The 21,101-nt window shown below is 72.9% G+C and carries 18 protein-coding genes; 6 read left to right on the forward strand and 12 right to left on the reverse strand.

What is annotated here, in order from left to right:
* Positions 1-489: 489 nt before the first annotated feature.
* From ndk to ABD944_RS26090, 4 genes are all read right to left on the reverse strand, one after another.
* Positions 490-897, reverse strand: coding sequence for a nucleoside-diphosphate kinase (gene ndk, locus ABD944_RS26075; RefSeq protein ID WP_345180845.1), 408 nt, complete (start codon positions 895-897; stop codon positions 490-492).
* A 45-nt stretch (positions 898-942) separates the two neighbouring features.
* Positions 943-2,445: a hypothetical protein gene (locus ABD944_RS26080; protein ID WP_345180848.1), complete on the reverse strand. Its 1,503-nt coding sequence runs from the start codon at positions 2,443-2,445 to the stop codon at positions 943-945.
* Positions 2,446-2,569: 124 nt separating this feature from the next.
* Entirely contained in the window at positions 2,570-2,914 is a 345-nt protein-coding gene (locus tag ABD944_RS26085) for a DUF4233 domain-containing protein (RefSeq protein WP_345180850.1), read from the reverse strand.
* A 5-nt stretch (positions 2,915-2,919) separates the two neighbouring features.
* Positions 2,920-4,290 carry a bifunctional folylpolyglutamate synthase/dihydrofolate synthase gene (locus ABD944_RS26090; protein ID WP_345180995.1) on the reverse strand — a complete coding sequence of 457 codons (1,371 nt, stop codon included), beginning with the start codon at positions 4,288-4,290 and terminating at the stop codon, positions 2,920-2,922.
* 107 nt (positions 4,291-4,397) lie between these two features.
* Between ABD944_RS26090 and ABD944_RS26095 the strand changes: the two genes are divergently transcribed.
* Complete coding sequence (locus ABD944_RS26095; protein ID WP_345180852.1) at positions 4,398-5,600, forward strand: folylpolyglutamate synthase/dihydrofolate synthase family protein; 1,203 nt, start codon at positions 4,398-4,400, stop codon at positions 5,598-5,600.
* On the opposite strand, the gene ABD944_RS26100 is transcribed toward ABD944_RS26095, so the two are convergent.
* A complete protein-coding gene (locus ABD944_RS26100) occupies positions 5,572-6,516 on the reverse strand; it encodes a hypothetical protein (protein WP_345180854.1) in 945 nt (314 codons plus the stop codon). The genes ABD944_RS26095 and ABD944_RS26100 overlap by 29 nt on opposite strands.
* Positions 6,517-6,651: 135 nt before the next feature.
* Positions 6,652-9,273: a valine--tRNA ligase gene (locus ABD944_RS26105; RefSeq protein ID WP_345180856.1), complete on the reverse strand. Its 2,622-nt coding sequence runs from the start codon at positions 9,271-9,273 to the stop codon at positions 6,652-6,654.
* 382 nt (positions 9,274-9,655) lie between these two features.
* On the opposite strand from ABD944_RS26105, the gene ABD944_RS26110 reads away from it, so the two are divergent.
* The gene (locus ABD944_RS26110; RefSeq protein ID WP_345180858.1) at positions 9,656-10,456 is read left to right on the forward strand and encodes a sensor histidine kinase; all 801 of its coding nucleotides are present in this window, start codon (positions 9,656-9,658) and stop codon (positions 10,454-10,456) included.
* The gene (locus tag ABD944_RS26115) at positions 10,453-11,106 is read left to right on the forward strand and encodes a response regulator transcription factor (protein WP_179836648.1); all 654 of its coding nucleotides are present in this window, start codon (positions 10,453-10,455) and stop codon (positions 11,104-11,106) included. Before ABD944_RS26110 ends, ABD944_RS26115 begins: the two co-directional genes overlap by 4 nt.
* Before the next feature lie 25 nt (positions 11,107-11,131).
* Here ABD944_RS26115 and ABD944_RS26120 read toward each other — a convergent pair whose 3' ends face one another.
* A complete protein-coding gene (locus ABD944_RS26120; RefSeq protein ID WP_345180861.1) occupies positions 11,132-12,160 on the reverse strand; it encodes a response regulator transcription factor in 1,029 nt (342 codons plus the stop codon).
* A gap of 290 nt (positions 12,161-12,450) precedes the next feature.
* On the opposite strand from ABD944_RS26120, the gene ABD944_RS26125 reads away from it, so the two are divergent.
* Positions 12,451-13,575, forward strand: coding sequence for a class II histone deacetylase (locus tag ABD944_RS26125; RefSeq protein WP_345180863.1), 1,125 nt, complete (start codon positions 12,451-12,453; stop codon positions 13,573-13,575).
* A 36-nt stretch (positions 13,576-13,611) separates the two neighbouring features.
* On the opposite strand, the gene ABD944_RS26130 is transcribed toward ABD944_RS26125, so the two are convergent.
* Positions 13,612-14,775, reverse strand: coding sequence for a GDSL-type esterase/lipase family protein (locus tag ABD944_RS26130; protein ID WP_345180865.1), 1,164 nt, complete (start codon positions 14,773-14,775; stop codon positions 13,612-13,614).
* Positions 14,776-14,970: 195 nt separating this feature from the next.
* Here ABD944_RS26130 and ABD944_RS26135 point away from each other — a divergent pair, with 195 nt between their 5' ends.
* On the forward strand, positions 14,971-15,768 hold the full coding sequence (locus ABD944_RS26135; RefSeq protein ID WP_345180867.1) for an MFS transporter: 798 nt from the start codon (positions 14,971-14,973) through the stop codon (positions 15,766-15,768).
* 38 nt (positions 15,769-15,806) lie between these two features.
* On the forward strand, positions 15,807-16,400 hold the full coding sequence (locus ABD944_RS26140; protein WP_345180869.1) for a TetR/AcrR family transcriptional regulator: 594 nt from the start codon (positions 15,807-15,809) through the stop codon (positions 16,398-16,400).
* Positions 16,401-16,471: 71 nt separating this feature from the next.
* Here ABD944_RS26140 and clpX read toward each other — a convergent pair whose 3' ends face one another.
* The 4 genes from clpX to tig form a co-directional block, all read right to left on the reverse strand.
* A complete protein-coding gene (gene clpX, locus ABD944_RS26145; RefSeq protein ID WP_149261596.1) occupies positions 16,472-17,746 on the reverse strand; it encodes an ATP-dependent Clp protease ATP-binding subunit ClpX in 1,275 nt (424 codons plus the stop codon).
* A 173-nt stretch (positions 17,747-17,919) separates the two neighbouring features.
* A complete protein-coding gene (locus ABD944_RS26150) occupies positions 17,920-18,582 on the reverse strand; it encodes an ATP-dependent Clp protease proteolytic subunit (protein ID WP_185034410.1) in 663 nt (220 codons plus the stop codon).
* A gap of 61 nt (positions 18,583-18,643) precedes the next feature.
* On the reverse strand, positions 18,644-19,276 hold the full coding sequence (locus ABD944_RS26155) for a ClpP family protease (RefSeq protein ID WP_345181000.1): 633 nt from the start codon (positions 19,274-19,276) through the stop codon (positions 18,644-18,646).
* Positions 19,277-19,526: 250 nt separating this feature from the next.
* Positions 19,527-21,014 (reverse strand): trigger factor, encoded by a 1,488-nt coding sequence (gene tig / locus ABD944_RS26160; RefSeq protein ID WP_345180873.1) that lies wholly within the window; start codon positions 21,012-21,014, stop codon positions 19,527-19,529.
* Positions 21,015-21,101 lie beyond the last annotated feature (87 nt).

Below are 21,101 nucleotides of genomic sequence, written 5' to 3' on the forward strand. Positions count from 1 at the left end.
GCGCGGCGGCAGAAAAGCCGAACCCCGGGCCGTGGATCTACCGGCGCATGAAGGCGCCCGAGATGCCGCGGGGCCAGCCCTTACTCGCCCACAAGCCGATTCTGGGACGAGCGACGACCGGCCCCCTCCGACCGCTTTTCGGATGAGGAACATCCAAGCCCGCTTCAACCCACCCTCAGCCGAGTGCACAGCCGCACTCATGCCCCGGCCGAGATCCCTTGTCCAGGAGGGCGCGAGCCTTCCACGTCCAACGCTCTTGGACGTGCACGTCGTGACGCTCTCGGAGTCGACCTGAGCCGGGGCGCGGGTCGGGCGGCCGGAAGGCGCTCTGGGCGCCTGGAGGTCGCCCGACCCGCCGAGCCGGGCGACCGGAGCGCCACGACGACAACCCGCACGGGCACGGAAACCAGCACCGTGGCGTGAGGATCGCTCGGCTCGCAACGGGGGTTCCAGGGGGTCGCCCCCCTGGGCAGTACAGCTAGCGCACCACTACACCTCGGGGAAGAAGAGCTTGATCTCGCGCGCGGCGGAGTCGGGAGAGTCGGAGCCGTGGACGATGTTCTCGCCGATCTCCAGGGCGAAGTCGCCGCGGATGGTGCCGGGGGTGGCGCTGACCGGGTCGGTGGCGCCGGCGAGCGAGCGGAACGCCTCGATGGCGCGCGGGCCCTCCACGACCATGGCGACGAGGGGGCCGCCGGTGATGAAGTCGACCAGTTCGCCGAAGAACGGCTTGCTGCTGTGCTCCTCGTAGTGCGCCTCGGCGGTCTCGCGGGCGAGGGTGCGCAGTTCCAGCGCGACGAGCTTCAGGCCCTTGCGCTCGATCCGGGAGATGACCTCGCCGACGACGCCGCGGCGAACGCCGTCGGGCTTGACCAGGACAAGAGTGCGCTCGGACACGACAGTTTCTCCTAGAGGATTTCGGATTCGGTAAGCGCGCGAATCCTACCCGGCCCCGGGGTCCGCGGCGGCATTCCCGGGGGGCCGTGCGGCGCGGGGACGCGGTGCCGCGGCGTGTCGGGCGCACAGGCGGGCGGTGGCTCCGGCGAGCAGGACGGCGGCCACCCCGGCGACGACCAGCCAGATGCGGTAGCCCTCCAGGAGCGCGTGCACATGCTGGGCGCCGGTGAGCGGACGGATCCGCTCCAGCCGCCCGGCCTGCAGCGACAGGACGAGCAGCTGCCCGGCCAGCACCGCGGGGAAGCACAGCGACAGCCCGAACAGCGCGGCGCCGATCTTCGCGTCGCGGAGCGAGGCGGCGAGGGCGAGCCCCGCGCCGGCGCCCAGGGGGACGAGGGGGGCGAGCAGCGCCCAGCGGCCGAGGGCGCCGCCCGCGAGGCCGAGCGGCACGGCGGCGATCATGAGGAGGTGGCCGGTGCGGAGGGCGCCGCGCGTCCCGGCGCGGGTGGCCGCGAGCGCCGCCGCGAGGGCGTCGGCGGCGGCCACGGCGAACGGGAGCAGCGGCGGGGCCCCGGCCCCCGTCCCGGCGGCGGCCAGCCCGGCGAGCGGGCCCGCGACGGGCTGGAGGAGCAGGCCTACGGCGATCATGACGACCGCGCCGCCGGGCGGGCCGCCGGCGGCCGCGTCCCGGCCGCCGGTGAGGGCGAGGCCGGCCAGGGCGAGCAGCGTGAGCCCGGCGAGGAGGAGCCGCGCGCCGGGCGACCAGGCGTGCGCGGCGACGACGGAGAGGAAGGCGAAGCCTCCCGCCGGGACCAGCACGAGGAGCAGCCGGCCGCGCTCGGCGCGCCGGAGCGCGGGCGATCTCCGGCGGCGGCGTCCGCGCAGGAGGGGGTGGGCGAGCGCGGCTCCGGCGGCGGCGACGGCGAGCAGCGGGCAGGGTGCGAGCGCGACGCGCCAGTCGGGGACGGCGGCGCCGTCGGCGGGCACGGGGACGGCCTTCAGCGCCAGCGGCATCGCGAGGATGAGCGTGCCCGCGAGGGCTCCGGCCCAGGCGGCCGTCAGGGCGCGGTTCCGGCGTTCCCAGACCAGGACGAGGCTCGCGGGCAGGACGAGGCCCGCCCCGACGCCCTGGACGGCCCGGACGGTCCCGATGTCGGGCAGCGAGCGGGCGAGGCCGGCGGCGCCGATCCCGGCGAGCAGCACCGCGAGCCCTGCCGCGAGCACGCCCCACGCGGGGAGCCGGCGGGCGGCGACGGCGGCGGGCGGCACCGTGACCAGCAGGGCGGGCAGGGACAGCCCGGTGGCGCGCAGCAGCCCGGGGATCTCGGCGTCGCCGAGCGCGAGGGCGCTCGCGGCGGCGGGGACGATGTCGCCGGACGCGTCGGGCACCACCAGGACCGCCGCGGGCAGCGCGGTGAACGTCAGCAGCAGCGCGCCGAGCGTCGCGAGCCTCCGCCGGGCGTCCCCTTCGGCGAGGCGCGCCGGAGCCCCGGCGGGACGCGTCCTGGCGAGGTCGCCGGGCGGATGTTCGCGTGCGTGGGAGGACACGGCGTGCTCCTTAGGACGTCGTCGTCCGCCGCACGCGCATTTCCCGGAAGGGAAGTTTGTCCAAATAATGCGATAAGGGAATTACACGGGAATCGGCGGACGCAATGGTGCCGTCCCCGCGAACCTAGCGCGGCGGAGCGCTCCCCACCTTGCGTCCCAGCCAAATGGCCGTGCCCCAAAGGGCCCCGAAAACGACACCGAGGAAGAACATGGCCGGGACCATGAACCCGGTCGCGAAGATCAGCACCTGCAGGACGGTGCCGACGGGCACTGCCCACGGGAAGCGCAGCAGACCGGCCAGCGCGACGCACGCGACGGCCAGCCCGCCGCACACGCCGCCGGCGGTCGCCCCGTCCACGTCCAGCACCGTCACCGCCACCGGGATCGCGAGCGCGATCACGATGGCCTCGCACGCCAGCACGGTGGCGAACAGCCTCCGCGCCGGGTTGGGGGCGGTCCGCGCGCTCATGCCCGTCACCGGCCTTCACCGACGCGCAGCAGGGTGCGGGCCTCGCCCGCCGTGACCACCGAGCCGGTGATCAGCACGCCGGCGCCCCGGTACTCGCCGGTCTCCTCGGCGAGGCCGATCGCCCGGTCGATGGCGTCGTCCAGCCGCCGGACGACATGGACGCGGTCGGCGCCGAAGATTCCCTCGGCGATCTCGGCCAGCTCCTCGGGCGGCATCGAGCGCGCCGAGGAGTTGCGGGTCACCACCAGTTCGGCCAGGACGGGTTCGAGCTGGTCGAGGACCCCGGCGACGTCCTTGTCGGCGGCGATGGCGAGGACCCCGGCGAGCCGGGTGAAGCCGAACGACTCGGTGACCGTGGCGACGGTCGCGGCCATCCCGGCGGGGTTGTGCGCCGAGTCCAGCAGGACGGTCGGGCCCGTCCGGGCGACCTCCAGCCGGCCCGGCGAGGCCGACTTGGCGAAGCCGCTGCGGACCAGGGCCGGATCGAGCTGCCCCTCCTCTCCGCCGAGGAAGGACTCGCCGGGCGCGATCCGGGTCGCGGCCTCCAGGTTCGGCTCGCCCCGGGTGGGGGCTCCTCCGGCGAACGCCTCCACGGCGGCCAGGGCCGTCGCGGCGTTGCTCGCCTGGTGCTCGCCGAAGAGCGGCAGGAAGATCTCGTCGTAGACGCCGTGCAGGCCGCGCAGCGAGATCTGCTGCCCTCCGAAGGCGACGTCCCGGCCGAGCACGCCGTACTCGACGCCCTCGCGCGCCGCCGTCGCGCCGGTCTCCACGACCCGCCGCAGCAGGACCTCGGCGGCCTCGACCGGCTGCTGCGCCAGCACCGCGATCGCGCCCGGCTTGATGATGCCCGCCTTCTCCCCGGCGATCTGCTCCAGCGTGTCGCCCAGGTAGCGGGTGTGGTCCAGGCCGATCGGCGTGATCACCGCGACGGCGCCGTCGGCGACGTTCGTGGCGTCCCAGGCGCCGCCCATGCCGGCCTCCACCACCGCCACGTCGACCGGCGCGTCCGCGAACGCCGCGAAGGCCATCGCGGTGAGCACCTCGAAGAACGACAGCCGGGTCTCGTGCTTGTCGTCGACCAGCTGCAGGTAGGGCAGCACGTCGTTGAACGCCTCGACGAACCGCTCCTCGCTGATCGGCTCCCCGTCGATCGCGATGCGCTCGCGCAGCGTCGTCAGCTCGGGGCTGGTGTAGAGCCCGGTGCGCAGACCGCGCTCGCGCAGCAGCGCCTCGACGAGCCGGGCCGTGGTGGACTTGCCGTTCGTCCCGGCGATGTGGATCACCGGGTACGCGCGGTGCGGCGCCCCCAGAACGTCGACCAGGTCGGCGATCCGGTCGAGGGTCGGGTCGATCTCCCACTCGACCCCACGCCCCATGATCGCGCCGACGGTGGCCCTGTAATCGGACGGCTCGGATACCTGACTCACGGTCACAGAGCCTACTCGGCGGCGGGCGCGCCTCCGTCCGGGCCCACACTGGAGGGATGGAGGTGTTCTTCCGCGAGTGGGAGCGGCGGGCCCCGGGCGAGTCCCGCGACGTCGGGCGGGCCCGCGCCCTGGCGGACGCACTGGGCCTCCTCGCGCCGGGCGTTCCCGTCCTGACCGTCGTCGGTTCCAAGGGGAAGGGGACGGCGGCGACCTACGCATCGGCGTTCCTGGGGGCCGCCGGGCTGCGCGTGTGCACGGTCACGAGTCCCGGGCTGCGCAGCGAGCGCGACCGCATCAGGGTGGACGGGCGCGCCGTCTCCGCCGGGGAACTCGCCCGCTTGGCGGACGTCCTCGCGGAGGCCGTGGCCGCGCTCCCCCCGCCGTCCGGCGGCTACCTGTCGCCGTCGGGGCTCTTCACGGTCGCGGGCGTCCTGCACGCGCGCCGCGCCGGGGCGGACGCGCTCGTCCTGGAGGCGGGCATGGGCGGACGGTCGGACGAGGTCGCGCTGTTCCCCCCGGACGTGGCCGCGATCACGCCCGTCTTCCGGGAGCACGCCGGGGTGCTCGGCGACACGCCGGCCGAGATCGCCGAGGAGAAGCTCGGCGTCGCCGGGCCGCGGACGCGCGTCCTGTCGGCGCCGCAGTCGGCCGAGGTCGCGGGCGTCCTCGGCGCCGTGGAGTTCGTCGGACCCGGCGGCAGCGGACTCCCCCGGGACCTGCTCCCCGCCGGTCTCGGACGCGCGGCCGCCGAACTCGGCGTGGTCGCCGCCCGCCGCCTCCCCGGCGTGGCCGAGCCCCCCGCCGGGACGGTGCGGGACGTGCTGTCCTCGATCGTCCTGCCCGGCCGCCTGTCGTGGCACGACGTGCCCGGGTCGGCCACCCGGGTGCTGGTCGACTCGGCGATCGACCGGACCGGGGTCGCCGCCGCCCTCGCCGCCGCCCGGGAGGCGTGGGGGACGGTCGACCACGCCGTGGTCTGCCTCCCCGACCACAAGGACCTGGACGGCGCCGTCGCCGCGCTGGGCGCGCTGCCCGTGACGTTCGTCCGGCTCGCGCTGCCGCACCTGCGGTTCACCCGCGCCCTGCCGCCGCGGTGGGACGTGGTCGGGCCCGCCGCGATCACGCCCGAGTCGCTCGCGACGCTCGGGCACCGCGTGGTCGCCCTCGGCACGGTCTACTTCACCGGCCTCGTCCTGGACGCGGTGGGCGCCGACACCGAGCGCCTCTACGTCACTTCGGCTTCTCGACGTCCTTCCTGATGCGGTGCATCAGGTCGGCCATCAGGGGGAACTGCGGGTTCGCCGTGGGCTTGTTGGACGCGACGACGCCGAAGGAGTCCTTGGTGGCCCACGCGCAGTAGGTGTGGGTCTCGGCGAGGACGGCGAACGTGCCGCACACCGCCTTGCCGCCTCTGCGCCCCGGGTCGGCGTCCTGCCCGGCGATGAACGTGGTGGGCTGCGTCTCCTGGAGAAAGTCCGCGGGATCGCCGATCCGGCCCGTCCCGCCCACGAACAGCACGTTGACCTTGCGCACCGGCTCCTCGGTGTAGACGGCGAGGCCGCTCCCGGCCACCGGGACGCCGCCCGCCTCGACCGCGCCCGCGACGAACGGGTACGCGACGCTCGCCTGCGGCGAGGTCAGCGGATCCTTGTGCAGGCCCCCGGCCGTCGGCCCCGCCTTGACCACCTTCTTGGACGGCCCGGGACCGGCCGTCGCCCCGGTGTCGCCGGCGCCGCCGCCCGCCCGCAGCGCCAGCACGCCCGCGACGAGCAGCACCCCGGCGACCGCCACGGCGCCCGCGACCAGCAGCGGCTTCGGCAGGCGCCCGCCGGGCCCGGCCGGCGGGCCCGGCACCGGCGGCAGCGGACCGGTGCCGTCCCGCAGGACGCCGTGCGGGCCCGTGCCCACGACCGGCATCGCTCCCGACCCGTTCGCCGAGACGGGCATCGCGTGAGGGCCGGTGCCGTTCCTCGGCATGGCGTGCGGGCCGGTGCCGTTCACCATCGCGTGCGGGCCGGTCCCGTCGCCGATGTCGACCGACCACCAGGGGCGCGCGCCGCCGAAGGGCGCCGGGGCGGACTCCGGTCCGGGACCGTCCTCGATGACCTGCGCCGCGTCCAGATCGTCGCCGGACGGGGAGTCCGGCGTGCCGGACCGAGGTGGTGAATCGGCCATTGCACTCCTGATGGTTCAACTACCGCAAAGGCCCACGGGCCCTACCGGATCGTAACTGCGGCAGGCGCCGCGGCGCCGAAGGATCGCCGTGTCAGCACCCGTGTCAAGAGCGGCCGGGCCGGCCCCCCGCGGAGGTCAGCCCGCCGGGAGCGCGGCCAGCTGCGACTCCAGCCTGCCGATGTCGGACTCCGCCTGGGCGAGCCGGTCGCGGTTCTTCGCCACGACCGCCTCGGGCGCCTTCGCCATGAACGCCTCGTTGCCGAGCTTGCGCCGCGCCTGGTCGACCTCCTTGCGGGCGGCGGCCAGGTCCTTCTCCAGCCGCTTTCGCTCGGCGGCGACGTCGATCACCCCGGCGGTGTCGAGGTGCACCTTCACGTCCTCGACCGGCAGGGACGCCGTCGAGGAGAAGCCGTCCTCCGGCTCGGTGAGGCGCAGCAGCGCACGGATGCCGTCCTCGTGGCCCTGCAGGGCGGAGCCGTTCCACTCGATCCGCGCGGCGACCCGCTGACCGGGCTTGAGGCCCTGGTCGGCGCGGAACCGCCGCACCTCGGTCACCATCCGCTGGAGGGAGCCGACGAGCTCCTCGGCGCCGCCGTCGCGCCGCGCCGGGTCGGCGGCCGGCCACGGCGCGGTGACGACCGTCTCCGCGCCCGTCAGGGACGTCCACAGCTCCTCGGTGACGAACGGGACGACCGGGTGCAGCAGCCGCAGCAGGTTGTCGAAGACCTCGCCGAGCACGCGGCGCGTCGCCTCGGCGCGCTCGTCGGCGAGCTGCACCTTGGCCAGCTCCACGTACCAGTCGCAGACCTCGTCCCACGCGAAGTGGTAGAGCGCCTCGCACGCCTTCGCGAAGTCGAACGCCTCCAGGTGCGCGTCGACCTCGGCGATCACCGCGTGCAGCCGGGACAGCACCCAGGCGTCGACCGTGGAGAGCTCGGCGGGCATGTCGCCGCGGGTGTGCGCACCGTTGATGAGCGCGAACCGGGTCGCGTTCCACAGCTTGTTGCAGAAGTTGCGCGAGCCCTGCGCCCACTCCTCGGCCACCGGGACGTCGCCGCCCGGGTTCGCGCCGCGCAGCAGCGTGAAGCGGGTGGCGTCGGCGCCGTAGGCGTCGATCCAGTCGAGCGGGTCGATGACGTTCCCGAACGACTTGGACATCTTCTTGCCGAACTGGTCGCGGACCATCCCGTGCAGGGCGATGGTGTCGAACGGCTGGACGCCGTCCATCGCGTACAGCCCGAACATCATCATGCGGGCGACCCAGAAGAACAGGATGTCGTAGCCCGTGACCAGGACGGACGTGGGGTAGAAGCGCTTCAGGTCGGGCGTCTCGTCCGGCCAGCCGAGCGTGGAGAACGGCCACAGCGCGGACGAGAACCACGTGTCGAGGACGTCGGAGTCCTGCGTCCAGCCGGCGGGCGGCTCCTCGTCGGGCCCCGGGCAGACGACCTCGCCGTCCGGCCCGTACCAGACCGGGATCCGGTGCCCCCACCACAGCTGGCGGCTGATGCACCAGTCGTGCATGTTGTCGACCCACTCGAAGTAGCGGGACGCCATCTCCGGCGGGTGGATCTTGACGCGGCCGTCGCGGACGGCGTCGCCCGCGGCCCGCGCCAGCGACTCGACCTTGACGAACCACTGCAGCGACACGCGCGGCTCGACGACCGTGGAGCAGCGCTGGCAGTGCCCGACCGAGTGCTTGTAGGGGCGGACCTCCTTGACGATCCGGCCCTGCTCGCGCAGCGCGGCCACGACCGCCGGGCGGGCCTCGAACCGGTCCAGCCCCGCGAACGGGCCGTGCGCGGTGACGACGCCCCGCTCGTCCATGACCGACAGGGACGGCAGGGAATGCCGCCGGCCGATCTCGAAGTCGTTCGGGTCGTGCGCGGGGGTCACCTTGACGGCGCCGGTGCCGAACGCGGGGTCGACGTGCTCGTCGGCGACGACGGGGATCCGGCGGCCGGTCAGCGGGAGCTCGATCTCCCGCCCGACCATGTGCGCGTACCGGGCGTCCTCCGGGTGGACGGCCACGGCGGTGTCGCCGAGCATCGTCTCCGCCCGGGTGGTCGCGACGACGATCTCGTCGTCGCCCGACCCGTACCGGATCGACACCAGCTCGCCGTCGACCTCCTCGTGCTCGACCTCGATGTCCGACAGCGCCGTCAGGCAGCGCGGGCACCAGTTGATGATGCGCTCGGCGCGGTAGATCAGGCCGTCGTCGAACAGCCGCTTGAAGATCGTCCGGACGGCGCGGGCGCGGTCGTCGTCCATCGTGAACGCCTCGCGCGTCCAGTCGACGCTGTCGCCGAGGCGGCGCATCTGGCCGAGGATGCGGCCGCCGGACTCGGCCTTCCACTGCCAGACCCGCTCGACGAAGTCGGCGCGCCCGAGGTCGTGCCGCGACAGGCCCTCCTTGGCCAGCTCGCGCTCCACCACGTTCTGCGTGGCGATGCCCGCGTGGTCCATGCCGGGCACCCACGCCACCTCGTGGCCCTGCATCCGGCGGCGCCGGACGAGGGTGTCCTGGATGGAGTGGTCGAGGGCGTGGCCCATGTGCAGCGAGCCGGTCACGTTCGGCGGCGGGATCACGATGGAGAAGGCCGGCCGCTCGGGCGCGCGCTCCGGATCGGCGGTGAACAGCCCCGCCGATACCCACCGCTCGTAGAGCCGGCCCTCTACATCGGCCGGTCGGTACTGGGTGGGAAGGTCGACGTCCGCGGCGGCGCCCTGGCCGCGCTCAGTGCTGGGCTGTGTCACGGCTGACGATTCTACGGGGACGCGCGGGGTGGACGGCCCAGGACGGCCGGTCGCGCCGGGGAGATCCGCTCCGGCGGCCCCCGCCGCACCGCTCGCGTCCACGCAGATCACCTTGATCCGGTCGACCGGAACGGCCTCCGGGGGCGCCCGTCCCGCGGCCGGGCCGCCTCGCACCGCGTCCGCGAGCGCCGCGCGGAGGGGCGCGCCGCCCGCGGGCATCGGCCTGGCCAGCGTCGTGCGCGGCGCCCGCGACACGCGGCGGGAGGGGTCAGAGAGCGTTTTCCCGCCGCGGTCGGGACACTGGTCACCTGACACCGGGTCGCCTCGCCGGAAAGGGTGGCGGCGAAGTCCCGCGATGGCGGGGCGGAGGGAGAGGGACGGGATGCGAGCGGGACTGGCACGCGCCGCCGTGCTGGCCGGCGCGTTCACAGCGGGGGCCGTGGCGGCACGTGCCGCGACCATCCCCTACCTCCACCGTCTCACCGCCGACCTGCAGCGCTCCCGCGAGCGCATCCTCGCCAGCCGCGAGGAGGAGCGCCGCCGGCTGCGCCACGACCTGCACGACGGGCTCGGGCCGACGCTCGCCAGCCTCGCGATGTCGCTGGACGCCGCCCGCATCACCCTCGCCGGCGAGCCGGAGCGCATGGACCCGCTGCTCGCCGAGGTCCGGGACCGGCTCGCGAACGCCGTCGGGGAGATCCGCGACCTCGCGCACGGGCTGCGGCCCCCCGCGCTGGACGACCTCGGCCTCGTCGCCGCGATCGAGTCGTTCGCCGCCGGCTGCTGCGAGCGGGTGGACGTCCGGTTCGACGGCGAGCCCGCGGGGCTGCCGGCCGCGGTGGAGGTCGCGGCGTACCGGATCGCGCAGGAGGCGCTGACGAACGTCCGGCTGCACGCCCCGGAGAGCACCGTGACGGTCAGGCTGACCCGGGACGCCGACCTTCACCTGATGGTCGCCGACACCGGGCCCGGCCTGCCGGACGCCCTCCGCAACGGGGGCCAGCCGAGGCCGCGCCGCGGTCTGGCCGCGATGAAGGAGTGGGCCGCCGAGGTCGGCGGCAGCTGCGCGATCGCGTCCCGGAACGGCGGCGGGACCGTCGTCACCGTCCGCCTGCCGCTCGCCGCCGCGCGGATCGCCGCCGGGTACCATCGTCCCTCCATCGGAAGAGACGAGCGGCGATGACCGAGACCATCCGGGTGCTCATCACCGACGACCACCCGGTGTTCCGGCAGGGGCTGAAGGGCCTGCTGCAGGCGCTCGGGGTGGAGGTCGTCGGCGAGGCCGAGAACGGCCCGGGCGCGGTGCGGCTCGCGGCCGAGCTGCAGCCGGACGTGGTCATCATGGACCTGCACATGCCCGGCGGCAACGGCATCGAGGCGACCCGCACCATCACCCGCACCAGCCCGCGCATCGGCGTGCTGGTGCTGACGATGTTCCGCGACGACGACTCGGTCTTCGCGGCGATGCGCGCCGGCGCCCGCGGCTACCTGCTGAAGGAGTCGGGCGCGGAGGAGATCGCCCGCGCCGTGAAGGCGGTCGCGGCGGGCGAGGCCATCTACGGCCCGGAGATCGCGCGCCGCGTGCTCACCTACTTCACCGACATGCCCGACCCGCGGCAGGCCGCGTTCCCGCAGCTCACCGAGCGGGAGCGGGAGGTCCTCGAACTGATCGCGCAGGGCCGCAGCAACACCGAGATCGCCGGGACGCTCTACCTCAGCCAGAAGACCGTCCGCAACCACGTCTCGAACATCTTCATGAAGCTGCACGTCGCCGACCGCGCCCAGGCCATCGTCCTGGCCCGCGAGGCCGGCCTCGGCGAGTCCCGCGGCTGACGTCCCCCCGCGGGGGCGGCGCGGGTCAACCGCCCGCACGGGTCAGGAAGGCCCGCACCCCGGCGCGCCGGGGCAGTCCGGGCACGGGGCGCAGGATGCCCTCGCGCACGGCGAGCGCCGCGGCCTCGGTCCGGCTCGACGTCCGGGTCTTCTGCAGGACGTGCTCGACGTGCTTGTGGATCGTGCGCGGCGACAGGAAGAACTGCTGGGCGATGACGTCGTTGGACATCCCCATCGCCAGGCGCGTCAGGACCTCCACCTCGCGGCCGGTCAGTCCGTACGGCACCACGGCGGGCCGCGCGTGGACGAGCACCGCCCCCGGCAGGCGGACGGGAAGCTCGGGTGAGAGCAGCCCGACGCGGTGCCACGCCCGGTCGAGGGGCCAGAGGGCGCGGAGCCGCCGGCCGCCCGACTCCCGGAACTCCGCGACGACCTCCCGGAAGGCGCGATCCTCCAGCACCTGCGGCCGCTCCCGCTCCGGCACCGGCACGATCCGGTCGCCGGACACGAGGGCGACGCGATCCGAGGGCCGCACCCCGCCGGCGTGGACGGCGCGCCCTGCCACATCCGCCACCGCGGCCAGCGCGGGCATGACGGATGCGAGCAGCCGGCGTCCCCGGGTGTCGAACGCCCCCTGCCGTCCGCTGGAGAGGTGCACGAGGCCCACGTACCGCCCCTGGTGCCGCAGGGCCCCCGTCATGCCGTCCCGGAATCCCGCGGGCTCCACGTGCTCCTCGTAGAACCAGCCGCGGCGGAAGCTCTGGCTCGGCTCCTCGGAGATGGACGGGGGCAGATCGGCGTTGAGCACGTCGTCGAACCAGGGGGTGCGGGCGAAGTCGACGGCCAGCGAGCGCGCCGTCTCGGCCGTGTAGCCGACCCCGGCGACCTGGCGGTGCTTCCCGTCGAACGGGTCGACCGCGATCAGGGACGCGGCGTCGCCGTCCAGGACCTCGTTCAGCAGGCGCAGCATCTCCCCGCGCGCCCGGGCCGCGTCGGGCTCGTGGACCAGCATCCCGATCTCGGCCGCGAGCGCGACATGCCGATATGTGGGCATGGCACCTCCTGGCCGCGCGCGGTCGGGCAGCGAACCACGACGAGAGCCCCGAATCTATGGCGCGGACGGGCGCCCGGACAAGATCTTCCGGCGTCACGATCCGAAGCCGCGCACGCCCCCCGGCCCCGGGCGGGGGCCGCTCCCGCGCCGGCCGGGCGACTCCGCAGTTCTACGGATGTCCCGGACGCCCGGCCCGCGGTCCCATAACGCGACCGGGCCCGCAGGCGGACCTGCGGCGACCGGCACCTCCACTGGGCAAAGCGCTCTCGTCACCGGAAGAGGAACAAGCGATGACCACGGGCTACCTGTACCACGAGATCTTCGGCTGGCATGACACCGGATCGAACGCCGGCCTGTTCGGGGCGGACCCGGCGGCCGGGCTGCAACCGTTCATGCACATGGAGAACGCCGAGACCAAGCGGCGCATCCACGAACTGATCGTCGTGTCCGGGCTCATCGACCGGCTGGAGCGGGTGCGGCCGCGGCACGCCACGGAGGAGGAGATCCTGAAGGTCCACACCCGGGACCATCTGGAGCGGATCAAGACGGAGAGCGGGTGGCCGAAGGGCGGCGACGCCGGCGACGGCTTCAGCCCCTTCGGAAAGGGAGGCCACGAGATCGCGACCCTGGCGGCCGGCGGCGTCATCGCGATGGTCGAGGCGGTCGTCAACGGCGACGTCGCCAACGGGTACGCCCTGGTCCGCCCGCCCGGCCACCACGCCGTCGCGGGCAGCGGCATGGGGTTCTGCGTCTTCGGCAACCTCGCCATCGCCGCCCGGCACGCCCGCGACGTCCTCGGCGTGCGGCGCATCGCGGTCGTCGACTGGGACGTCCACCACGGCAACGGGACGCAGTCGTTCTTCTACGGCGACCCGGACGTGCTCACGATCTCGTTGCACCAGGACAACTGCTTCCCGCCGAACAGCGGCGCGCTCACCGAACGCGGCGACGGCGCCGGCTTCGGGTACGCGCTGAACGTCCCGCTGCCGCCGGGAACCGGCGACGGAGGCTACCTGTACGCCATGGACCAGGTGGTGGCGCCGGCCCTGCGGCGGTTCCGCCCGGATCTCATCCTCGTCGCCTCGGGCTTCGACGGCAGCGCGATGGACCCGCTGGCCCGGCAGCTGCTCACCTCCGTGGGCTACCGGAGCATGACGCGGCGGCTCATGGACGTCGCCGAGGACGTGTGCTCCGGCCGGATCGCGATGTCGCACGAGGGCGGCTACAACCCGGTGTACGTGCCGTTCTGCGGTCTGGCGGTCATCGAGACCCTGGCCGGCGCCGAGCCCTTCGACGACCCGTTCCTGCCGGTCGTCTCCGGGATGGCGGGCCAGGACCTCCAGCCGCACCAGAAGGCCCTCGTCGACGAGGTCGCGGCGCTGGTCGGCGACATATCCGGCGGCCCGGCCGCCTAGCGGCACCCGGGCGGGCGCCCGGGCCCCTCCCCTGGCTCAGCGGGCCGCGAAGGCTCCGTGCTCGCTCTCGAAGACGAGTGCCACGAAGCGTTCTCCGATGAGGCGGTGGGTCTCGGGGGCGGGGTGGACCCCGTCCGGCAGGGGCAGCTCCGCGTAGTCGGCCTCGCCGTAGAGGGCCCGGCCGTCGAGGTAGTGCAGGTGAGGGTCGTCCTGGGCGCGCCGGGCGGCGATGCCGGCCAGCGCGTCCCTGATGACGGTCAGCGTCAGGCGCCCGCTCGCGACCTCCGCCGGGTCGCCGGTGGCCCGGAACCGCAGCCTCGGGCCCTCGGGATCGAGGGCCAGGGGGCCCGGCGTGTGCTCCTGGACGGGGCACAGGATCGGCGAGACGAGCAGCAGCGGCGTGTCGGGATGCCCCTCGCGGACGGTGTCGAGGAAGCCGTGCACGGCGGGCCCGAACGCGCGCAGCCGCATCGCGTCGGCGTTCGCGACGTTGATGCCGATCTTGAGGCTGATCAGGTCGGCGGGGGTGTCGCGGATGGCGCGCGCGGTGAACGGGTCGAGCATCGCGTTGCCGCCGAAGCCGAGGTTGACCAGATCCGCCCCGCCCCGGGCGGCGGCCACCGCGGGCCAGGTGGAGGTGGGGCCGGCGGCGGTGGAGCCGTGGCTGATCGAGCTGCCGTGGTGGAGCCACACGGGTCGTCCGGTGTCCGGGACGGGTTCGACGGGGGCGTCGGCGCGCAGGGCGATCAGCTCGGCGGACTCGACCTGCGGCAGCCAGATCTCCACGTCCTTGGCCTCGGCGGCCAGGCCCGCGAACCTGAGGGTGCCCGGCTCGCCCGGCCTGGTGACCGCCTTCTGGGTCGCCATGTCGATGACGGCCAGGTTCCCGCCGGGCACGCTGCCCCGGCCCGCCGGACGCCCGTCCACCACGAGCTCGTAGAGGCCGTCCGGCTGCGGAGGGGCGCCCTCGTAGGCCCGCTTCGTGGGCAGGACGTCCAGTTCCACGGCGGTGGCCCGGGTGCGGAACGCCAGCCGCACTCCCGACGGCTGCTCCTCCGTCCTCGCCATGTACTCGTCGTGGAACTGGACGCGGGCGGCGAGGGGCAGCCGGTGCGGCAGCACACCGCGTGCCGTCCGCTCCAGTTCGAGCGCGCCGCGCACGATGCGCATGTCGATGGGAGTGGTGATCCACTCGGTCATGCCTGCCCCCTCATATTTCCTAATAGTATTAGGCAACCACCAAGTTACCCTAGGAACGAGGTTCCCCGGCACGCGCGGCCTCACCGGCGCACGCCTCGGCCGGGCGACGGCGGCAGCCGGCCAAGGGCTGTTAGCCGCGCTAAAGGCGCCTTGAGAATTCGGGCGTTGCCGGGCCGGAGCGCCAGATGCCAGCGTGTGAGCGCCGGCGCCCGGGCGGAGCCGTCCGCCGTCAACGGGGCGCGGTCGATGGGGCGCAATGCGACGCGTCCCGTTCAAGGGCTCGCCCATTTGCCTGTCGCGCGACGGTCGGCCGCCGACGCACCGGCCGCCCGCTTCGCCCGCACCGCGCCCTGCCCGGTCGAGACCAGTATCGAGATCATCGAGACTTGGCGAGCCCTCATGACGCCCCCGTCCCCCACTTCCAACGACGAGCGCGCCGCGGTGCCGGAGGCGCCCCGGGGCGGATCCCCCGTGGCGCTCGGCACCGCCCTGCTGGGCTTCGTCCTCATCTCGCTGGACGCGCTGATCGTCACCGTCGCGCTGCCGGACATCGGCCGCGGCCTCGGCGGCGGGGTGTTCACCTTCAGCCTGTACTTCCAGCAGGAGCGCGGGCAGTCGGCCCTCCACACGGGTCTGCTGTTCGTGCCGATGACGGCACTGGTCGCCGTGGTGAACCTGGCCTCGGCGCGGCTGGCTGGGCGGTTCGGCCCGCGCGTGCTGATCGCGGCGGGACAACTGCTCGGGACCGCCGGCCTGGCGGCGCTGACCACGGTCGGCACGCATACCCGGGTGGAGACGGTGGCGGCGCTGATGGTTCCGGTCGGCCTCGGCGGAGCGCTCGCGGTGCCCGCACTGACGGCGTCGCTGCTCGACGCGGTCCCCGCCGAGCGGGGTGAGGGCCACGTGATGGCTGCTGCGCTCGAAAGCATGGACGGCGAACTCGGGCGGGCCGCAGCGGGCCGCTTCGCCATGTCCGCGCGTTCCCTAACATGAATAGGCAGTCACCAAGATGCTCTAGGTCCGGAGGTTCCATGGCACGCGCGGGCATCACCGCCGAACGCCTCGCCCGGACGGCGGCGGAGCTGGCCGACGAGATCGGCTTCGACCGGCTCACCGTGTCGGCGGTGGCGCGCAGGCTCGGCGTCAAGGACCCGAGCCTGTACGCGCACATCGAGAACGCGCGGGAGCTGAAAGTGCGGGTCGCCCTGCTGGCCCTGGAGGAACTGGCCGACAGGGTCGCGGGCGCGGTGGCGGGACGCGCGGGCAAGGACGCTCTCGTGGCGTGCGCCGGCGCCTACCGCGCCTACGCCGCCGAGCACCCCGGACGGTACGCCGCGGCCCGCTTCGAACTCGACCCGGAGACGGCGGCGGCGAGCGCCGGGCCCCGGCACGCGGAGATGACGAGGGCGATCCTGCGCGGGTACGACCTTCCCGAACCCGACCAGACCGACGCGGTGCGCTTCCTCGGCAGCGTGTTCCACGGCTACGTGAGCCTGGAGCTGGCGGGCGCCTTCGGCCACACGGCCCGCGCGGCCGACACGTCCTGGGCGTGGGCGCTGGACACCGTCGACTTCGCCCTCAGGAACCACCCGTCCCGCGCGGCCGCAGGACGGCCGCGCCCCTAGCCGGAAACGCCGAGAGCAGCGGTGCCGCGTGGGCGCCCGCTGCTCTCGTGCGGTTCAGATCTCGTGCGGGGTCAGGCCGACTTCTCCCGCGGCTCGCGCTTGGGGCGGTCGCGCGGGACGAGGGTCGGGTTGACGTGCTCCAGCACGGCCTCGCGGGTGATGACGACGCGGGCGACGTCCTGCCGGCTCGGCACCTCGTACATCACCGACAGGAGCACCTCCTCCATGATCGCGCGGAGGCCGCGGGCGCCGGTGCCGCGCAGGATGGCCTGGTCGGCGATCGCCTCCAGGGCGTCGTCGGTGAACTCCAGGTCGACCCCGTCGAGCTCGAAGAGGCGGTGGTACTGGCGCACCAGCGCGTTCTTCGGCTCGGTGAGGATGTTGATCAGCGCCTCGCGGTCGAGGTTGTGCACCGAGGTGATCACCGGGAGCCGGCCGATGAACTCGGGGATCATGCCGAACTTCAGCAGGTCCTCGGGCATCACGTCGCCGAGCACCGCCGACGACTCCTCGAAGTCGGACTTGGAGCGGATCTGCGCGCCGAAGCCCATGCCCTGCTTGCCGACCCGGGACTCGACGATCTTCTCCAGGCCGGCGAACGCGCCGCCGCAGATGAACAGCACGTTCGTGGTGTCGATCTGGATGAACTCCTGGTGGGGGTGCTTGCGGCCGCCCTGCGGCGGCACGCTGGCGGTGGTGCCCTCCAGGATCTTCAGCAGGGCCTGCTGGACGCCCTCCCCCGACACGTCCCGGGTGATCGACGGGTTCTCGCTCTTGCGGGCGATCTTGTCGACCTCGTCGATGTAGATGATCCCGGTCTCGGCCTTCTTGACGTCGTAGTCGGCCGCCTGGATCAGCTTGAGGAGGATGTTCTCGACGTCCTCCCCGACGTAGCCCGCCTCCGTCAGCGCCGTGGCGTCCGCGATGGCGAACGGGACGTTGAGGAGCTTGGCGAGCGTCTGCGCGAGCAGCGTCTTGCCGGATCCGGTGGGACCGAGGAGCAGGATGTTGGACTTGCCCAGCTCGACCAGGTCGTCACGGCCGGTGTCACCCGACTGGATCCGCTTGTAGTGGTTGTAGACGGCGACGGAGAGCGCCTTCTTCGCCGTCTCCTGCCCGATCACATAGGAGTCGAGGAACTCGTAGATCTCCCGTGGTTTGGGCAGGTTGTCCCACTTGAGGTCGGAGGTCTCGGAGAGCTCCTCCTCGATGATCTCGTTGCAGAGATCGATGCACTCGTCGCAGATGTACACGCCCGGACCCGCGATGAGCTTCTTGACCTGCTTCTGGCTCTTCCCGCAGAACGAGCACTTGAGCAGGTCACCACCGTCGCCGATGCGTGCCACCCAACCGTCTCCTTTTCGTGGGGCCGCCAGCCTTGGAGGATGCGGCGCAGCTGGTCTGCGTCCCGGAGGCTCACGACGTCGGGTTCGACGTTACCGCCTCCAGCGGACTTGGAAAGCCCCTCGCCCGGAAGTGTGACGACCGGGCTGGGGGACTCCCTCGTCCTCGTGCCGTCTCAGGACGACACTACCTCGGCCTTCCGCTTCCTGCTGGCGAAGACGTCGTCGATGAGGCCGTAGTCCTTGGCCTCGGCCGCCGTGAGGATCTTGTCGCGCTCGATGTCGCGGCGGACCTCGTCGATGCCCTTGCCGCTGTGCTCGGCCAGGATCGACTCCAGCAGATCGCGGATCCGCATGATCTCGCGGGCCTGGATCTCGATGTCGCTGGACTGGCCGTAGCTGCCCTCGGTCGCGGGCTGGTGGATCAGGATCCGCGAGTTGGGCAGCGCCGCCCGCTTGCCCGGCGTCCCGGCCGCGAGCAGCACCGCCGCGGCGGACGCCGCCTGGCCGATGCACACGGTCTGGATGTCGGGCTTGACGAACTGCATCGTGTCGTAGATCGCCGTCATGGCGGTGAACGAGCCGCCCGGCGAGTTGATGTAGATGCTGATGTCGCGGTCGGGGTCGATCGACTCCAGCGTGATCAGCTGGGCCATCACGTCGTTGGCGGACGCGTCGTCGATCTGCACGCCGAGGAAGATGATCCGCTCTTCGAAGAGCTTGTTGTACGGGTTCATCTCCTTGACCCCGTACGTGGTGCGCTCGACGAACGACGGAATGATGTAGCGGTCGTCGACCGGCTTCGGAGAGCCGCCCGCGTACGCGGCGGGCCGGACCATATCGCTGAAACCGGGTCGGATGAGGTCGCTCACTGTGTGCCTCCGAATCGTTGTGAGGTCGTCAGGAGACGGGGCCCTCGGAGGGCACCTGGTTGGCGCTGAGCACGACGTGGTCGACGAACCCGTAGTCCTTGGCCTCGTCGGCGGTGAACCAGCGGTCCCGGTCGGAGTCGCGCTCGATCTGGTCGAGCTCCTGGCCGGTGTGCTCGGCGATCTTCTCGGCGAGCGTCTTCTTGACGTACAGCATCTGCTCGGCCTGGATCTTGATGTCGGAGGCGGTGCCGCCGATGCCGCCGGACGGCTGGTGCATCATGATCCGCGCGTGCGGCAGGGCGTAGCGCTTGCCCCGGGCGCCCGCGCACAGCAGGAACTGCCCCATCGAGGCGGCCAGGCCCATGCCGACCGTGACGATGTCGTTCGGGACGTACTGCATGATGTCGTAGATCGCCATGCCGGCGGTGACGGAGCCGCCTGGCGAGTTGATGTAGAGCGTGATGTCGCGCCGGCCGTCCTCGGCCGACAGCAGCAGGAGTTCGGCGCAGATGCGGTTGGCGATGTCGTCGTCGACCTGCTGGCCGAGGAAGACGATGCGCTCGCGCAGCAGCCGCTGGAACAGCTGGTCGCCCAGAGGCAACAGGGGCGCCTCGGCGACCCGCGCCTGGATCCGCGACGACTCGTCGAAAGTCGGAGGCATGCTCACCGGGTGTTCCTCCGGTCCTTTTAATCGGTTCGGATGATTGGACATTAACGCGCTCACGGGCCCACTCACGCCCGGGGGCCCGGCTTTTCGCCAGGGGCGTACCCGGCGCGGCCCGGGCGACGCGCGGGTTCCGGACGATCTTCGCCTCGCATCCGGCCCGGCGGACCCCGCTCACGCGCACGCCCCGCACCCGTCGTACGGATGCGGGGCGTGCCCGGTGCCTCGTGGACGTCCAGGAAAAGCTCTAGGCGTCCTTGGTCTTGCCGTCCTGCTCGTCGGCAGCCTCGGCGGCCGGGGTCTCCTCAGCGGCGGCCTCAGCCGTCTCCTCGGGGGCCTCCTCCGGAGCGCCGCCCTCGGCCTGCACGTCGGCGCCGTCCTCGCCGGCGTCCTCGGCCTGGACGGTCTCGCCGTTCAGCTCGCGCTGCACGGCGTCGACGTCGATCTCGTTGCCCGACTCGTCCTTGACCGTGACGTGCTCGACCACGAGGTTCAGCGCCTTGCTGCGCAGGACCTCGGAGACGATCGCCGGGAGCTGGTTGTTCTGCGTCAGGTACTCGGCGAGCTGCTGCGGCTGCACGCCCATCTGCATCGCCTGCGAGACGACGTACTCGCTGAGCTCCTCGTTCTCGACGTTCAGCTCCTCCTGGACGGCGAGCTGGTCGAGCACGAAGCCGCCCTTGACCGCGAGGCGGGCCGCGTCGGCGACCTCGGTGTCGAACTCCTCGGCGGTCTTCTCCTCTTCCTTGAGGTAGTCGTCCTTGGTCATGCCGGCCATCTGGAGCTGCTGCTCCAGCTGCTGGTTGCGGCGGCCGATCTCCTCTTCCACGACCTTCTCGGGAAGCGGGATGTCGACCTTCTCCAGGAGCGCCTCGAGGGCCTTGTCGCGCGCCTCGGACAGCTGCTGCAGCTTCACCTGCCGCCCGAGCCGGACGCGCACGTCCTCGCGCAGCTCCTCGATCGTGTCGAACTCGCTGGCGAGCTGGGCGAACTCGTCGTCCAGGTCGGGCAGGTTCTTGACCTTGACGCTCTGCACGGTGACGGTGATCTCGGCCTCCTCGCCGGCGTGCTCGCCGCCGACCAGGGTGCCGGTGAAGGTCTTGTCCTCGCCCGCGGCGAGGCCGACGATGGCCTCGTCCAGCCCCTCGATCGCGGAGTTGCTGCCGACCTCGTAGGAGTAGCCCGCGGTGGAGGCGTCCTCGATCTCCTCGCCGTCGATCCGCGCGACGAGGTCGATGGTGGCGAAGTCGCCCTCCTCGGCCGCGCGCTCGGCGCCGGTGAGGGAGGCGAAGCGCTCGCGGAGGTTGTCGATGGTCTCGCCGACCTGCTCGTCGGTGACCTCGGCGTCCTCGACGACGACCTCCAGGCCGTCGTAGTCGGGCACCTCGAACTTCGGCCGGATGTCGACCTCGGCGGTGAACGCGAACTGGGTGCCGTCCTCCAGTTCGGTCACCTCGACGTCAGGCTGTCCGAGCACGAAGATCTCGGACTCCTCGACGGCGCGGCCGTACAGCTCGGGAAGCGCGTCGTTGACCGCCTCCTGGAGGACCGCTCCCCGGCCGACGTACTTGTCGATCAGCGGGGCGGGAACCTTGCCGGGCCGGAAGCCCTTGATCCGCACCTGCTGCGAGATCTCCTTGTACGCCTTGTCGAGGTTCGGCTTGAGCTCGTCGAACGGAACCTCGACGGTGAGCTTGACCCGCGTGGGGGTCAGCTCCTCGACATCGGTCTTCACTGGGGTCGGTCTCCTTGATCGGGCGCTGTCTCGGCCGCGGCGTTCGACGCGTTCTCTTCCTCTTTACGTGCGAGCCCTCGGCCTCCA

The sequence above is a fragment of the Actinomadura verrucosospora genome (genome assembly GCF_039540335.1).
GTDB lineage: Bacteria > Actinomycetota > Actinomycetes > Streptosporangiales > Streptosporangiaceae > Spirillospora > Spirillospora verrucosospora.

Excerpts from the sequence above, each read along its gene's own strand:
- ABD944_RS26085 (WP_345180850.1), bottom strand. The coding sequence starts at position 2,914 with ATGAGCGCGCGGACCGCCCCCAACCCGGCGCGGAGGCTGTTCGCCACC.
- ABD944_RS26090 (WP_345180995.1), bottom strand. The coding sequence starts at position 4,290 with ATGGGGCGTGGGGTCGAGTGGGAGATCGACCCGACCCTCGACCGGATC.
- ABD944_RS26095 (WP_345180852.1), top strand. The coding sequence starts at position 4,398 with ATGGAGGTGTTCTTCCGCGAGTGGGAGCGGCGGGCCCCGGGCGAGTCC.
- ABD944_RS26100 (WP_345180854.1), bottom strand. The coding sequence starts at position 6,516 with ATGGCCGATTCACCACCTCGGTCCGGCACGCCGGACTCCCCGTCCGGC.
- ABD944_RS26110 (WP_345180858.1), top strand. The coding sequence starts at position 9,656 with ATGCGAGCGGGACTGGCACGCGCCGCCGTGCTGGCCGGCGCGTTCACA.
- ABD944_RS26115 (WP_179836648.1), top strand. The coding sequence starts at position 10,453 with ATGACCGAGACCATCCGGGTGCTCATCACCGACGACCACCCGGTGTTC.
- ABD944_RS26120 (WP_345180861.1), bottom strand. The coding sequence starts at position 12,160 with ATGCCCACATATCGGCATGTCGCGCTCGCGGCCGAGATCGGGATGCTG.
- ABD944_RS26125 (WP_345180863.1), top strand. The coding sequence starts at position 12,451 with ATGACCACGGGCTACCTGTACCACGAGATCTTCGGCTGGCATGACACC.
- ABD944_RS26130 (WP_345180865.1), bottom strand. The coding sequence starts at position 14,775 with ATGACCGAGTGGATCACCACTCCCATCGACATGCGCATCGTGCGCGGC.
- ABD944_RS26140 (WP_345180869.1), top strand. The coding sequence starts at position 15,807 with ATGGCACGCGCGGGCATCACCGCCGAACGCCTCGCCCGGACGGCGGCG.
- ABD944_RS26150 (WP_185034410.1), bottom strand. The coding sequence starts at position 18,582 with ATGGTCCGGCCCGCCGCGTACGCGGGCGGCTCTCCGAAGCCGGTCGAC.
- ABD944_RS26155 (WP_345181000.1), bottom strand. The coding sequence starts at position 19,276 with ATGCCTCCGACTTTCGACGAGTCGTCGCGGATCCAGGCGCGGGTCGCC.